Source organism: Mycolicibacterium sp. MU0050 (genome assembly GCF_963378085.1).
Classification (GTDB): domain Bacteria; phylum Actinomycetota; class Actinomycetes; order Mycobacteriales; family Mycobacteriaceae; genus Mycobacterium; species Mycobacterium wendilense.
Genome location: NZ_OY726395.1, coordinates 124268 through 138238, shown reverse-complemented (window position 1 = coordinate 138238; position 13971 = coordinate 124268). Strand labels below are relative to the sequence as shown.

The window sequence follows — 13971 nt, the reverse complement described above, 5'->3', positions numbered from 1 at the left end:
GTTCGCCTCGATTGTTAGTCCAACGCGTCCGGGAAGGCGTTGGCCACCTTGCCCGAGCGCAGGGTTCCGTCCAGGTACGCAGCACGGCACGCCCGGCGACCGATCTTGCCGCTGGAGGTGCGTGGGATGGCGCCCGCGGCCGTGAGCAACACGTCGCGCACCGTCACGCCGTGCCGCACCGCGATCGCGGCGCGGATGTCGTCGGTGATCGGACCGATGTCCAGCTTGTGGGCCCCGGGGGCGCGCTCGGCGACGATCACCAGCTGCTCGGAGGTGTCGTCCGCGTCGCGCTTCAGGCCCGAGTGCGCGTTCTCGAAGACCTCGTCGGGCAGCTGGTTGGCCGGCACCGAGAAGGCGGCGACGTAACCGGTGCGCAGCGCCTTGCTGGCCTCCTGGGCGGAGTACTCCAGGTCCTGCGGGTAGTGGTTGCGGCCGTCGATGATGACCAGGTCCTTAACCCGGCCCGTGATGAACAGCTCGCCGTCGTAGTAGGCGCCGTAGTCGCCGGTGCGCACCCAGGTGGCGTCGTCGGCGGCACCCTCGGCGTGCGAGGGGTTGATCCGCGACTTGAGGGTGTTCTGGAAGGTCTCGCGGGTTTCCTCGGGCTTGCCCCAGTACCCGGTGCCCATGTTCTGGCCGCTGATCCAGATCTCGCCGATCTGCCCGTCCGGCAGCTCGCTGGCGGTCTCCGGGTCGACGATGACGGCCCACTCACCGATGCCGACCTTGCCGGCGCCGGCCTGCGCGACGGCCTTGATCGAGTCGTCATCCACCTCGACGAACCGCCCGGAGTTGAGCGCGTCGCGATCGACGGAGATGATCCGCGGCTCGTCGGCGCTTGGCGTCGTGGAGACGAACAGCGTCGCCTCGGCCAGGCCGTAGGACGGCTTGATGGCCTTGGGGTTGAAGCCGAACGGCCCGAAGGCCTCGTTGAACCGGCGGACGGTGGCGGCCGAGATCGGCTCGCTGCCGTTGAGGATGGCCTTGACGTTGGACATGTCCACCGCCCCGGGGCCCTCCTTGGGGACACCGCGCGCGGCCGCATGGTCGAACGCGAAGTTCGGGGCCACCGAGATGGTGCCGCCGGTGTCCTCCGGCTTACGTGCCAGCTCGCGGATCCACCGCTCGGGGCGACGGACGAAGGCGGCGGGGGTCATGAAGGTGAAGCGGTAGCCGAGCATCGGCGCGATCAGCGCGGTGATCAGGCCCATGTCGTGGAAGAAGGGCAGCCACGACAGACCGCGGTCGCCGTCGTCGCCGTCGAGCCCCTCCACCACCTGCAGCACGTTGGTGGCCAGGTTCAGGTGGGTGATCTGCACACCTGTGGGGATCCGGGTGGACCCGGAGGTGTACTGCAGGTAGGCGATCGTGGTCTCGTCCGGCTCCGGCGGGCTCACCCAGGTGGCGGCGACCTCGTCGGGGATGGCGTCGACGGCGATGACACGCGGACGCTCCTTGGCGGGCCGGCTGCGGAAGAACTTGCGCACACCCTCGGCAGCCTCGGTGGTGGTCAGGATGGCCGCGGGCTCGCAGTCGTCCACGACGGCATGCAGACGGCCGACGTGACCGGGCTCGGAGGGGTCGAACAGCGGCACCGCGATCCGGCCGCCGTAGAGCGCGCCGAAGAACGCCACCAGGTAGTGCAGGTTCTGCGGGCACAGGATGGCGACCCGGTCGCCGGGCTCGGTGACCTGCTGCAAACGCGCCGCGACCGCCTTGTTACGGGCGCTGAAGTCGGCCCAGTTGAGATCCCGCGCGACGCCGTCGCGTTCGGTGGAGAAATCCAGGAAGCGGTAGGCCAGGCTGTCTCCGCGTACCTTCGCCCACTTCTCGACGTGCTTGACGATGCTGGCGTTTTCGGGAAAGACGATCCGCCCGTCCTTGATGAAGGGGTTGTGGAACGCCATACATATCTCCTGTCGACCTGCTACGGGTCAGCTGCGACGTCATGTCCGATGACGCACGGCGAGCTGGGCCGAGCCGCGTGACGCTGACCCCAAACCTCACAGATCGTACAGACGACCTGAGGTTCGCCGGCGGATCGCTCCGGCACGAGGCCAACAGCGCACAGCTCTTAGTCTGTTCTTAATGTTACGGGCCGGTAGGGCTGTGGACAAATCCCCCTACCTGATCGTTGCAAGGAGGTGACAAAACCCCCGGCAGCGGTCTGTCAGCCGTGCTTGGGATGCGGGGCGTTCTCGATCAACCCGCGCGCCCAGTTCAGCGTCCACTCGGTGGCGGGCTGGCCGTCCAGGCTCCAGAACTGCGGAGTGGCGTACAGCGCGTGCACCGGCTGACCGGCGCCGCCGGCCAACGTCTCCAGCGTCCGGGGCAGGTTGGTGATGCTGAACGCGCCGTCGGGTGCCGCGCAGATCAGGTCACCGGCCGCGCAGATCTGGTTGGTCCGGTCGTTGAGCGCGCCGAAGCCGCCGGGGCGCGGCCCCGTCATCGCCAGGCCGAGCGTCGAGAGCATCGGCACCTCGTGCAGGGTGATCTCGGCGCCGTGGCCGGGGGCGTTGGGACCGATCTCCTTGCCGACCCCCATCTCCCGGCGGCCGTCCGCGATCAACGTCACACCGAGCACCAGGTCCTCGTCGACCGGCCCGCGCGCGTTGCCGATGTCGCTGGCGATGTCACCGGCGATCACCGCGCCCTGGGAGAAGCCCATCAGCACGTAACTCGTCAGGGGGCACCGCTCGTTCATGTCGGTCAGCGCCTTGACCGCGGCCCGGGTGCCCTCGGCGCGGCTGTCGTTGTACGACATCTGCCCGTCGGCGGAGAACGGATTGTGGAACTGCGCGGTGTAGGGAACGGTGAACACCTGCAGCCGGTCGGTGCCGAACTGCTCCTGCAGCGGGCGACTGACCTTGAGCATCAACGACAGCGGGAACTGCGTCGGATTGAGCGGGTCGTCGGCGCGCGAGGACTCCCAGGTTCCCGGGATCACCAGCGCCTGCACGTCCGGGCAGCTGGCGTCCTGGAATTCGGGTCGCGGCTTGCGGTCGGGCGCCGACGTCGGCGGGATCGCCGAAGGCGGCACCGCCGTCGGCGGGGCCTCCGGACGCCGGACGATGATCACGATGAGGGCCACGACGAGCGCGATGACGACAGCGACGGCCGCGGCGGCGATCAGGCCGAGAATGCGGTGCCGACGGCGACGGGCAGCCTTGGTTGTGCGAGCCATCTTCTCCTGCTAGCAGAGTCGGTCGGTTGCGACGCGCATGTACACCGATGTCACGGCGTCGACCTGATTGGTCATCGCCGTAGCCGCGACGTCAGGGTGCGCATCGCGCAGGTCGCCGCGGATCAGCGGCAGTACGAAATCCCGCACCGCCTGATCGCTTTGTCCCGCTCCATGCGCCTGACAAATGTAGGAGCCTATCGACAGCGCCATGAGGTCGCTCGACGGGTGCACGCCGGCCTTCGCCAGCGCCTCGAGGAACTCGCGCTGTTCGTCGGTCGTGGCCAGGTCGCCGGCGTGCGGGTGGCCCACCGAGGCGGCGCCGGGGTCCTCCGGGACCGGCGAGGACGTCACCACCGTCTCGCCGGGTGAGCAAGCACACACCGCGGCAGCCGTCGTCGCGGCCACCAAGAGCGAGGGCGCCGTCAGCACGGGCGCCCGCCCTCGAAGAAACCACCTGGTCCGCTGCAACACGACTCCACGTTACCGGCTACCGGCACCCTGCCCGGTCGGCCGCGGACCCGCTGGCCCGACGGCCCTTGGGCGCACTGCTAGCGAAGTGCCGCGGCGATGTCGCCGGACATCGCGCCCAGCTGCGGCGCCCACGAGCCCCAGCCGTGGTCGCCACTGGTCGGGAAGTCGAAGTGCCCGTTGGACCCGCCGATGGAGCGGTAGGTCGAGTAGAAGGACCGGTTGCTGCCCTGCGCCTGATCCGCGTAGCCGATCATCGCCGCAGGGTCGCTGGCCGTCAGGGACTGCGGCGAGTAGACCCACAGCCGGGTGTTGTTGTCGACCAGCAGCTGCGCGTGCACCGTCGGGTCATGCCACTTCCACCGACCCAGCTGCGCCGGGCCCCACATCCGGTTGGCGTCCGCGCCGCCGAAGCGCATCATCCCGGCCTGGATGGCGCCGTTGAGAAAGGTGTTCGAGGGGTTCATGAAGCCCGACATCGACCCCGCGTAGCGGAAGCGGTTCGGGTAGAACGCCGCCAGCGTCACCGCGGCGGTCCCGCCCTGGGCGGCCCCGACGATGCCGTGCCCGGTGGGCGACAGGCCCTTGTTGGCCGCCAGCCAGTCGGGCAGTTCCGTGCTCAGGAACGTCTCCCACTGCTTGCTGCCGTCCTGCTCCCAGTTGGTGTAGAGGCTGAACGCGCCGCCGGCCGGCGCGGCCACGGAGACGCCCTTGCCCGCCAACGCATTCATGCCGTTACCCACGGTCACCCAATTGGAGACGTCCGGCGCGGCGTTGAAGGCGTCGAGCAGGAAGACCGCGTGCGGGCCGCCCGCCTGGAATGCCACCGGGATGTCGCGGCCCATCGCCGCCGAGGGCACCTGCAGGTACTCGACGCCGTCGGCGTGCGCGGCTCCCGGCGTGCCCGAAACGGTGCCCACCCCCCATAGCCCGACCGCCAGAACCGCTGCGCACATCACGCGCACCATCGCTGTCCACATCGTCGTACCCACCTTCGTGCGCCCCTCGTTCGTTGTCATGGCCGCCCCGTCCGCAACGTAGTGAACCACATCACCGCACGCCGAGACGTTGGGTCCGGCCAATCCTGGCGCGGCCACGACGCCACCGACGACACAGCGGCGGTGGGCCGATGGCCCACCGCCGCTGGGAAACGCTGTTACTCGTCAGCCACCCGTGCCGACCGGCTCGGCGGCCGCGTCGGTCTCGGACGCGGCCAGCGCGGCCGGGTCCTGCGGGACCGCACCCAGCACGCGCTGGATGTCCGGCTTCATCGCCTGCAGCTGCTGTCCCCAGTAGGGCCAGTCGTGCGTGCCGCCCTCGGGGAAGTTGAAGACACCGTTGGTGCCCCCGGCCGCGATGTAGTTGTCCTTGAAGGTCTTGTTGGTCCGCAGCGTGAAGCTCTCGAGGAACTTCGCGTTGAAGTTGTTGCCCGCCAGGTTGCCGTTCACCTCGGCCGGCTTGCCGTTGCCGCAGAAGATCCAGATGCGGGTGTTGTTGGCCACCAGGCGGTCGATGTTGACCATCGGGTCGTGGCGCTCCCACGCGTTGTTCGGATCCTGGGTCCGGCCCCACATGTCGTTGGCGTCGTAACCGCCGGCGTCACCCATCGAGAGGTTGACCAGCATGGGCCACCAGCCCTCGGACAGGTTCAGGTAACCCGACAGCGAGGCGGCGTACTGGAACTGGCCGGGATGCCAGATCGCCAGGGTCAGGGCGGCCGAACCGGCCATCGACAGACCCACCGCCGCGGTGCGGCTGCTGTCCACGCCCTTGGCGGCCAGATACGCGGGCAGCTCCTGGGTCAGGAAGGTCTCCCACTTGTAGGTGGAGCACCCGTTGTTGCCGCAGGCCGGCTTGTACCAGTCGGCGTAGAAGCTGGACTGGCCACCGACCGGCATCACGACCGACAGGCCGGAACCGTAGTACCACTCGAACGCGGCGGTGTTGATGTCCCAGCCGTTGAAGTCGTCCTGGGCCCGCAGGCCGTCGAGCAGATACACCGCCGGAGAGTTCGGTCCGCCGCTCTGGAACTGGACGCGGATGTCGCGCCCCATCCCTGCCGACGGGACGTCCAGGTATTCCACCGGCAGACCGGGGCGGGAGAACGCCCCGGCGGTCGCGGTGCTACCGGCGACGCCGATCAGACCGGGCAGCAGCGCCGCAACCGCGGCTCCCGCTGCGAGGCGGCGCCCCCACGCACCGCGCATCTTCTCGACAAACTTCATAGAACTACCCATCCCATCCTTGATAAATCGCACGTTTTTCGGCGTCACTGACAACCCATCGCGACATCGGCCGCTGACAACTGTGTCCACGCGCTCGTGTAGTCAACCACAGAATCGACGATCGACCCTTGTCGGTTCCCGTTGTATCAACCATTGAGCGTCGCGATCAGATCTGGCTTCATGGCCTGCAACTGCTGCCCCCAGTAGGCCCACGAGTGGTTGCCCGCGGGTGGGAAGTGGAAGGTGGCGTTGCGGCCCCCGGCGGCGAGATACGCCTCCTGGAAACGCTTGTTGCTCCCGACCGCCAGGGTCTCCAAACTGGTTGCGTTGAGCGCCTGGTTCGGGTCGGAGTTCTCGTCCAGGTCGGTGGAACCGCCTGGCGCGCAATAGATCCACAGCCGCGTGCCATTGTTGACGATCCGCTGGACCTGTTCGACGGGATCGTTGCGCTTCCAGGCCGCGTTCCACGGCGGACCCCACATGTTGTCGACGTTGTAGCCACCCGCGTCGAGCATCGCGACGCGGATCGCCTGCTTCATGAACGGGGAGGCCGGGTTCAGAAAGCCCGACAGCGAGGCCGCGTAGGTGAACTGGCCGGGGTGATAGGCCGACAAGATCAGGGCGGCCCCGCCGGACATCGACAGGCCCACCACGGCGTTGCCGCTCGGTGACACCGCCTTGTTGGCGGCCAGGTAAGCCGGCAGTTCGCTGGTGAGGAAGGTTTCCCACTTGTAGGTGTAGGACTGGTTGTTGAAGTTCGACGGCGAGTACCAGTCGCTGTAGAAGCTGGACTGCCCACCGACCGGCAGCACGGCCGCGACCCCGGATTCGTGGAACCACTCGAACGCGGCGGTGTTGATGTCCCAGCCATTGAAGTCGTCCTGGGCCCGCAGGCCGTCGAGCAGGTAGACCGCGTGCGGGCCACCCCCCTGGAACTGCACCTGGATGTCGCGGCCCATCGCGGCCGAGTACACCGACAGGTACTCCACGGGCAGCCCCTCGCGGGAGAAGGCCGCAGCCGGCGGAACGCCGCTGACCAGCAGTGACAACGCGGGTACCGTCAGCACCGCGGCCACCAGGGCCAGCAGGCGGCGCACAGCCGTCAGCGGTCGTGGCGACGTCGTCGTCAAGACGTGATCCATCCGTTCGTTCGTGGCCCGAAACGTGTTCGCGGCGCAGCTTGTGGCGCATCCACCGGATGCGCACCCGCTTGGGTATCGCTACCGGGGCGTCCCGGCGTTACCGACGGCGCCGGGCGACCTCAGGGGCCCGTCGCCGGCAGGCCCGTATAGGGCGGTTCCGGCAGCTCCGGACTCTGGAGCCCGCAGCGTTGCAGTTCGTACATCGGCACCCGGTCGATGCGGTACTTGGTGTAGTCGTAGGCCCGCAGCACATTGGACAGGAACTTGCGCGGTCCCAGCGGTTCCCGGATCGACTTGAGCATCATCTCGGTGGCCGGACATTTCAGCGCCGCCTCGGCCTGCCGGATCCACCCCTCGTCGAGATAGGCCGGGATGTAGGGCGGCTCCTTGAGGAACGGCCCCTCGGCAACCGCCCAGTCCGGGAACAGGTTCTTGTCGTGGCCGATCCGGCCGTCTTCGAGGCGGTCGGAGTGCGCGGCCAGCGGGTTGGCCAGGCCGATCTGGTCGAGCACCCGCACGTCGAGGCCGACGTTCATGCCGAGCATGCCCAGGTTGGTGAAAAAGACTGTGTGCGGGACGCTTTCGGGATTCCGCGGCGCCTCCCCGGGACCCGGCGGCGGCAGCGGCGGCGGATACGCCGGGACCACGTCCCACTGGTCGTAGTTGCCCGACGGCAACAGCAGAGCGCCGTCGGGCGTGTTCCGCAGCGCCACCAGCACCGCCCGCATCCGCGGATAGTCCAGGTAGTCGGCGGCGGTCAGCGGGTGCTCGTGCCCGGTCGCCTGGGAGTAGAACCGACGCTCGTCGACGATCCCGGAGTAGGTGACCCGGGTGGCGTCGTACCCCATGCCGGGGGAGTTCGCGGCCCACAGCGCCCACGCCACCACCGATCCCCACAGCACGGTCATGGCACCGGCCAGCAGATAGCCTGCCTCCCTGGAGAAGCGGGTGCCGTCGGGCTTGACGATCGGGATCACCGCCACCGGCGCCAACATGCAGAACAGCGGCGTCAGCAGCACCCGGCCGTGCATGAAGTCGCCACCCTGACGGATCCAGTACACGGCCTGGATCAGGCCGCTGAGGACGAAGAACGCCACCACCGTCGGCGGGCTCTGCAGCGTGCGAACCAGCCGGCTGTGACCGCCGGCCACCTCGTGGTGGATCCACCAGGGCCGGGTGTGGGTGGCCGCCAGCAGCAGACCCAGCGCGATCAGCAGCACCGCCGGGATCCACAGCAGGTAGGGGTTGTTGAAGTTGGCCAGATACAAGAAGCCCTGTTCCCACCGGGAGCCGGAGGCCTCCTTGGCCACCGCGGTGCCCGGCACCAGCAGCGCGTAATAGCCCATCCGGAAAATCTGGTAACCGACCGGCACCAGCCCGCCGGCCACCACGATCAACAACCGCCCACGCCAGCCTGCGGTGGTCACCAGCAGCAGCACCAGCACACCCACGCCGATCAGCGCGAGCTCCGGGCGCACCAACACGCTCAGGCCGGCGACGAAGGACAGCGCGCCGAGGAATGCCGTGCCGTTCGCGCTCCACGGCGAGCTGCGCCGCTGCCCCTCGGTCCGCAACGCCTGCGACCAGCAGACGAGCATCCACCACAGCAGGCCGACATAGGTCAGCACCATGCCGTTCTCCAGGCCCGAGGTCGCGAAGTCGCGGGCCGGTGGGATGGCGATGTAGACCAGCGCGCCCGCCGGCAACAGCAGGGCGCCGCGCCCGCGCAGGCTGGGCGCATAGAGCCGGGCGGCACCGAGCATCACCAGCACGACGCCGAGCACCGAAAGCACCAGCGCCACCGTCAGGGCCACGTATTCGAGCCGGGCCGGCCCGCCGATCAGGCTCCCGAGGTACATCACGTAGGTCCACAACGTGGACGTGTTGGCCTCGATCCGCTCGCCCGCGTTGAACACCGGCCCGTTGCCCGCCAACAGATTCCGGATGGTCCGCAGCACAATCAGGCCGTCGTCGGCGATCCACCGACGCTTCCAGGCGCCCCAGCCGAACAACGCCGCGACCACGATGAGGCTGCACCACAGACTGATCCGCGCGGAGACGGGCAGCGGGAAGAACGGCAGCAACGGCGCCCGCCGTCCGACGGCGGCCGACGGCCCGGGGACGGCCGCAGCGGGCGAACCGGACTCCTTGGGCGACAACGGCGCCCGGCGCAGAGTGGGAGTGGCGTCAGCCGAAGATGACCGCGGCACCGACTGTTCCGATCCACGCCACCGCAAGGAACTGCAGGACCCGGTCCCGCAGCGCGATGTCTTCTGGCTCACCGGCGATGCCGCCGTCGATGTCCACGGCGTAGCGCAGGATCGCGATCGTGAACGGGATCATCGACACCGCGAACCACGACCCGGCGTTGCCGTCCCGCTCGAAGGCCCACAGTCCGTAGCAGAGCACCACGGCGGTGCCCGACAGCGTCCACACGAATCGCAGATAGCTGCTGGTGTAGCTCTCCAGGGACTTGCGGATCTTGGCCCCGGTGCGCTCGGCCAACTGCAGTTCGGCGTAGCGCTTGCCCGCCGCCATGAACAGCGAGCCGAACGCCATGACCAGCAGGAACCATTGGGACAGCGGAATATTGGCGGCCGCGGCGCCGGCGATGGCGCGGATCAGATACGCCGAGGACACGATGCAGATGTCGATCACGGCCAGATGCTTGAGGCCGAAGCAGTACGCCAGCTGGATGGCCAGGTAGGCCGCGATCACCACTGCCAGGTTGGGTTCGACCAGCCAGGAGATCGCCAGTGCGGCGACGCCGAGCACGGCGGCCAGCGCGTAGGCCAATCCCTCCGGCACCACCCCGGCCGCGATCGGGCGGAACCGCTTGGTCGGGTGCTGCCGGTCCGCCTCGACGTCGCGGGCGTCGTTGACCAGGTAGATGCACGACGCCGCCATGCTGAACACGACGAAGGCGATGGCGACCCGGCTGAGCACGAAGCTGTAGTCGTAGTCCACCTCGCCGCCGAGTGCGGCCAGCGGAGCGGCCAGCACCAGCAGGTTCTTCACCCACTGGCGCGGTCGCAGCGCCTTGACGACGCCGCCGATCAGAGTCTTCGGTGGGCCGGCGACCTCGGGAGTCTCAGTCATCGATCTCCTCTGTTACGGCGGTCCAACCGGACCGAAACAGCCTCGGTGCCCTTGGCCACGAGCGCGCCGACCAGCACGCCGGCCGCGACGTCGGAGGGGTAGTGCACGCCGAGCACCATGCGCGACAACGCCATCGGCGGCACCAGCAACGCGGGCAGCGGTGCACCGGTCACCCGGCCGAGCAGGATGGCCGCCGCGGTGGTGGAGGTGGCGTGCGCCGAGGGGAAGCTCAGGCGGCTCGGGGTGCCGACGTTGACGGCGATCGCCGGGTGCGCCGGCCGGGTGCGCCGGACCACCCGCTTGATGACGACGGCCGCGGCGTGCGCGAGGAACGCACCGACTCCCGCGGTGACCCACTCCCGACGGCGGCGCGGCGAGGCCAGCGCGCCCGTGGCGGCGACCGCCATCCAGCCGAGGCTGTGCTCGCCGAAGTGCGACATCGCCCGCGCGACCCCGAGTACACCCTGGCGGTCCGCCAGGGCGGCCTGCACCGCCACCAGGGCGGCTTCCTCGGGCGTGCGCGAGGGGACCTCTGCGGGCGCGGCGGCGATCCGCTCAGGTTCAGGCATTGCTGGTTTCCGGGCTGGGTTCCAGCAGTACCGTCTCCCACTCCTGCTTGCTGGTCAACGTCGGCAGGGCCGCCCGGTAGACCCGACGCATGGTGTCGTACTTGCGGGCCAGCCGGACATGCTGGCGCAGCGACTCCCGCAGCAGGGCGAACATCTTCGCCCGGTCGCGCTGCCGGTAGACCACGCCGCGGCCGTCGGCGGTGGTGACGGTGACCCCGTCGACCCGGCACAGCAGGAACCAGCGCGCATCCTGGGTGGCCACGTTCAACTGAGGCCGCACGTGGTGCTCGGGGTTTTCCTTCTTCAGCTGGTGGAGGACGCCACGCGCCAGCTGGATCCCGATGGCGGGCAACGACACCGGCGGCCGGTTGACCGACCGGCGGCCGGACGGACTGGGCAGCGAGGTGGCCCCCGGCAGCGGAACCGCGTCCGGGAACTGCTTACGCATGCGATGCACGTCCGGGAGCGCGGACTCCAGGATGGAGAAGATCCGCTCGGGACCCGCCAGGAAGTCGGCGATGGCCTGGTTCTGGATGGCGACCGTCGAATACTCAAGGCAGAGAAGGTGTTTCAGCGTCGCCTTCAGCGAACTCTTCAGCAGGCCCTTGACGTCGCCGTCCCAGTGCAGCGACGAGACCACCAGGCGGTTGCGCAGATGGAAGTAGGCCTGCCAGTCGATGGCGTCGTCCTTGTCGCTCCAGGCCATGTGCCAGATCGCGGTGCCCGGCATGGTGACCGTGCCGTAGCCGTGTTCGGCTGCACGCAAACCGTATTCGGCGTCGTCCCACTTGATGAACAGCGGCAACGGCTGACCGAGTTCCTCGGCCACCGCGCGCGGGATCATGCACATCCACCAGCCGTTGTAGTCGACGTCGATGCGGCGGTGCAGCAGCTTGCTCCGCTCGTCCTCGTCGGCCAGCGGGAACTTGGCGAAGTCGTGGTCGTAGTCGGTGTAGGGCGCGTTGGTCCACATGAAGTTGGAGCGGTCGACCACCTCGCCCATCACGTGCAGGTGCGAGGGCTCCTGCAGGTTGAGCATCTGCCCGCCGACCAGCGTCGGCGACTTGGCGAACCGGTTCAGCGCCAGCGCGCGCAGGATCGAGTCGGGCTCGATGCGGATGTCGTCGTCCATGAACAGGATCTGTTCGCAGTCGGTGTTCTTCAGCGCTTCGTACATCACCCGGCTGTACCCGCCCGACCCACCGAGGTTGGGCTGGTTGTGGATGGTCAGGCGGCCCTTCAGCGGTTCGGCCGCGGCGGCGAAGTCCGGGTGGTCGACGGCCTTCTTGGTGCCCTGGTCGGAGACGATCACCGCGCCGATGACCTCATCCACCAAGGGATCCGAAGTCAACGCGGCGAGCGCGTTGACGCAGTCGGAAGGCCGGTTGAACGTGGGGATGCCGACGGCGATGTTGCCGCGGCCGGGGGCGGATACCGGGGCGTACCAGCCGGCGCTGTGCACGGTGACCTCGGTGTCGGTGGTGATGTCGAACCAGATCCAGCCGCCGTCCTCGAAGGGGTCCAGGCTGATCTCGAACTCGGTCCAGGCGGGTTCGGCGAGCGGGGTGGTTCCGCGAGCACCGGGCCCGCCGACATCGGAACCAGCCGGCGTCGACTGCTCCACGCTGGACACCGGGGCGCCGCCGACGGTGATGCGGGCGCCGGTGGCCTTGGAGCGGTACACGTCCACCCGTGCCGTGCCCGTCAACTCGACGCGCAGCACCACCGATTCCAGGGTCGACCACCGTCGCCAGTAGCTGGCCGGGAACGCGTTGAAGTAGGTGGCGAACGACACCTCGGAGTCGCGGCCGATCTGCAACGTGGTGCGGGTGGGCGCATGCGCGCGCCGGGCGTTGGTGGCGGACTCCTCGATGTAGAGCTTGCGCACGTCGAGCGGTTCGCCGGGGCGAGGCAGGATGACCCGGGACAGCAGGCTGACCGCCCGGGACTCCGCTGCGTCGAGCGGGCCGGAGGGGATGTCACTCATGCGGTGTCGCTTTCATCGGACTTTTCACCAGTCAGCGGCGCGCCGTCGACGAGGTGGGGAGCAAGCACGTTGTCGTACATGCTGAGCGCGCTGGCGATGGCCATGTGCATGTCGAGGTACTGATAGGTGCCCAGGCGGCCGCCGAACAGCACCTTCGCCGTCGCGGTCTCCGCCTTGGCGCGGTTGCGGTACGCGGTCAGCAGCGCGCGGTCGGCGTCGGTGTTGATCGGGTAGTACGGCTCGTCGTCGTCATCGGCGAAGCGCGAGTACTCCCGCATGATCACGGTCTTGTCGGTCGGATAGGACCGCTCCGGGTGGAAGTGCCGGAACTCGTGGATGCGGGTGTAGGGCACGTCCGCATCGTTGTAGTTCATCACCGAAGTGCCCTGGAAATCACCCGTTGGCACCACCTCGAGTTCGAAGTCCAGCGTGCGCCAGCCCAGCCGGCCCTCTTCGTAGTCGAAGTACCGGTCCAGCGGGCCGGTGTAGACCACCGGGGCCTCCGGGCTCTCGGCCCGTACCTGCTCGCGGACCTCGAACCAGTCGGTGTTCAGCCGGACCTCGATGCGCTCGTCGGCGGCCATGTTCTCCAGCCAGGCGGTGTAGCCGTCGACGGGCAGGCCCTCGTAGGTGTCGTTGAAGTACCGGTTGTTGAAGGTGTAGCGGACCGGCAGCCGGGTGATGTTGGACGCCGGCAATTCTTTGGGGTCGGTCTGCCACTGCTTGGCGGTGTAGTGCTTGACGAACGCCTCGTAGAGCGGCCGGCCGATCAGCGAGATGGCCTTCTCTTCCAGGTTCTGGGCGTCGGCGGTGGCGATCTCGGCGGCCTGCTCGGCGATCAGCGCGCGCGCCTCGTCCGGGGTGAAGTAGCGGCCGAAGAACTGCGACACCAGGCCGAGGCCCATCGGGAACTGATAGGCCTGCCCGTCGTGCATCGCAAAGACGCGGTGCTGGTAGTCGGTGAAGTCGGTGAACTGCCGGACGTACTCCCACACCCGCTGGTTGGAGGTGTGGAACAGGTGCGCGCCGTATTTGTGGACCTCGATGCCGGTCTCCGGCTCGGCCTCGGAGTAGGCGTTACCACCTATATGGGGGCGCCGCTCCAGCACGAGCACCCGTTTACCCAGTTGGGTGGCCACGCGCTCAGCGATCGTCAGCCCGAAAAAGCCGGATCCGACGACAATGAGGTCATAGCGACCGGGGTCAGGAGAGGTCATCGGAGGCAAGGGTATCGGACAGCGCCAAATTGCCCCGAGCGACGCCACGGCCACGCGGCGTCCGCCGCGCCGGGTTCGGC

11 protein-coding genes are annotated in these 13971 nt (G+C 68.6%); all 11 read right to left on the bottom strand.

What is annotated here, in order from left to right; translation table 11 throughout:
- Positions 1–14 precede the first annotated feature (14 nt).
- Complete coding sequence (gene fadD32 / locus R2K23_RS00655) at positions 15–1907, bottom strand: long-chain-fatty-acid--AMP ligase FadD32 (RefSeq protein ID WP_316513651.1); 1893 nt, start codon at positions 1905–1907, stop codon at positions 15–17.
- Positions 1908–2170: 263 nt separating this feature from the next.
- Entirely contained in the window at positions 2171–3184 is a 1014-nt protein-coding gene (culp6, locus tag R2K23_RS00650) for a carboxylesterase Culp6 (protein WP_316513648.1), read from the bottom strand.
- A gap of 9 nt (positions 3185–3193) precedes the next feature.
- On the bottom strand, positions 3194–3613 hold the full coding sequence (locus tag R2K23_RS00645; protein WP_316513646.1) for a DUF732 domain-containing protein: 420 nt from the start codon (positions 3611–3613) through the stop codon (positions 3194–3196).
- 119 nt (positions 3614–3732) lie between these two features.
- Positions 3733–4608: an alpha/beta hydrolase-fold protein gene (locus tag R2K23_RS00640; RefSeq protein ID WP_396892772.1), complete on the bottom strand. Its 876-nt coding sequence runs from the start codon at positions 4606–4608 to the stop codon at positions 3733–3735.
- A gap of 207 nt (positions 4609–4815) precedes the next feature.
- Positions 4816–5877, bottom strand: coding sequence for an esterase family protein (locus tag R2K23_RS00635; protein WP_316513641.1), 1062 nt, complete (start codon positions 5875–5877; stop codon positions 4816–4818).
- A 146-nt stretch (positions 5878–6023) separates the two neighbouring features.
- Complete coding sequence (locus R2K23_RS00630) at positions 6024–6956, bottom strand: esterase family protein (protein WP_396893701.1); 933 nt, start codon at positions 6954–6956, stop codon at positions 6024–6026.
- Between the two features lie 182 nt (positions 6957–7138).
- The gene (zomB, locus tag R2K23_RS00625) at positions 7139–9229 is read right to left on the bottom strand and encodes a terminal beta-(1->2)-arabinofuranosyltransferase (RefSeq protein ID WP_316513638.1); all 2091 of its coding nucleotides are present in this window, start codon (positions 9227–9229) and stop codon (positions 7139–7141) included.
- A complete protein-coding gene (locus R2K23_RS00620) occupies positions 9207–10118 on the bottom strand; it encodes a decaprenyl-phosphate phosphoribosyltransferase (RefSeq protein ID WP_316513636.1) in 912 nt (303 codons plus the stop codon). Before R2K23_RS00620 ends, zomB begins: the two co-directional genes overlap by 23 nt.
- Positions 10115–10687: a phosphatase PAP2 family protein gene (locus R2K23_RS00615; RefSeq protein ID WP_316513635.1), complete on the bottom strand. Its 573-nt coding sequence runs from the start codon at positions 10685–10687 to the stop codon at positions 10115–10117. Before R2K23_RS00615 ends, R2K23_RS00620 begins: the two co-directional genes overlap by 4 nt.
- Positions 10680–12674, bottom strand: coding sequence for a glycosyltransferase (locus R2K23_RS00610; RefSeq protein WP_316513634.1), 1995 nt, complete (start codon positions 12672–12674; stop codon positions 10680–10682). The genes R2K23_RS00615 and R2K23_RS00610 overlap by 8 nt, the downstream gene beginning before the upstream one ends.
- Positions 12671–13891, bottom strand: coding sequence for a UDP-galactopyranose mutase (gene glf, locus R2K23_RS00605; protein WP_396892770.1), 1221 nt, complete (start codon positions 13889–13891; stop codon positions 12671–12673). Before glf ends, R2K23_RS00610 begins: the two co-directional genes overlap by 4 nt.
- Positions 13892–13971 lie beyond the last annotated feature (80 nt).

What these genes read in the sequence shown, in the direction of transcription:
- R2K23_RS00615 (WP_316513635.1), bottom strand. Translation starts at nt 10,687, where the DNA reads ATGCCTGAACCTGAGCGGATCGCCGCCGCGCCCGCAGAGGTCCCCTCG.
- glf (WP_396892770.1), bottom strand. Translation starts at nt 13,891, where the DNA reads ATGACCTCTCCTGACCCCGGTCGCTATGACCTCATTGTCGTCGGATCC.
- R2K23_RS00635 (WP_316513641.1), bottom strand. Translation starts at nt 5,877, where the DNA reads ATGAAGTTTGTCGAGAAGATGCGCGGTGCGTGGGGGCGCCGCCTCGCA.
- culp6 (WP_316513648.1), bottom strand. Translation starts at nt 3,184, where the DNA reads ATGGCTCGCACAACCAAGGCTGCCCGTCGCCGTCGGCACCGCATTCTC.
- R2K23_RS00620 (WP_316513636.1), bottom strand. Translation starts at nt 10,118, where the DNA reads ATGACTGAGACTCCCGAGGTCGCCGGCCCACCGAAGACTCTGATCGGC.
- R2K23_RS00610 (WP_316513634.1), bottom strand. Translation starts at nt 12,674, where the DNA reads ATGAGTGACATCCCCTCCGGCCCGCTCGACGCAGCGGAGTCCCGGGCG.
- fadD32 (WP_316513651.1), bottom strand. Translation starts at nt 1,907, where the DNA reads ATGGCGTTCCACAACCCCTTCATCAAGGACGGGCGGATCGTCTTTCCC.
- R2K23_RS00640 (WP_396892772.1), bottom strand. Translation starts at nt 4,608, where the DNA reads ATGTGCGCAGCGGTTCTGGCGGTCGGGCTATGGGGGGTGGGCACCGTT.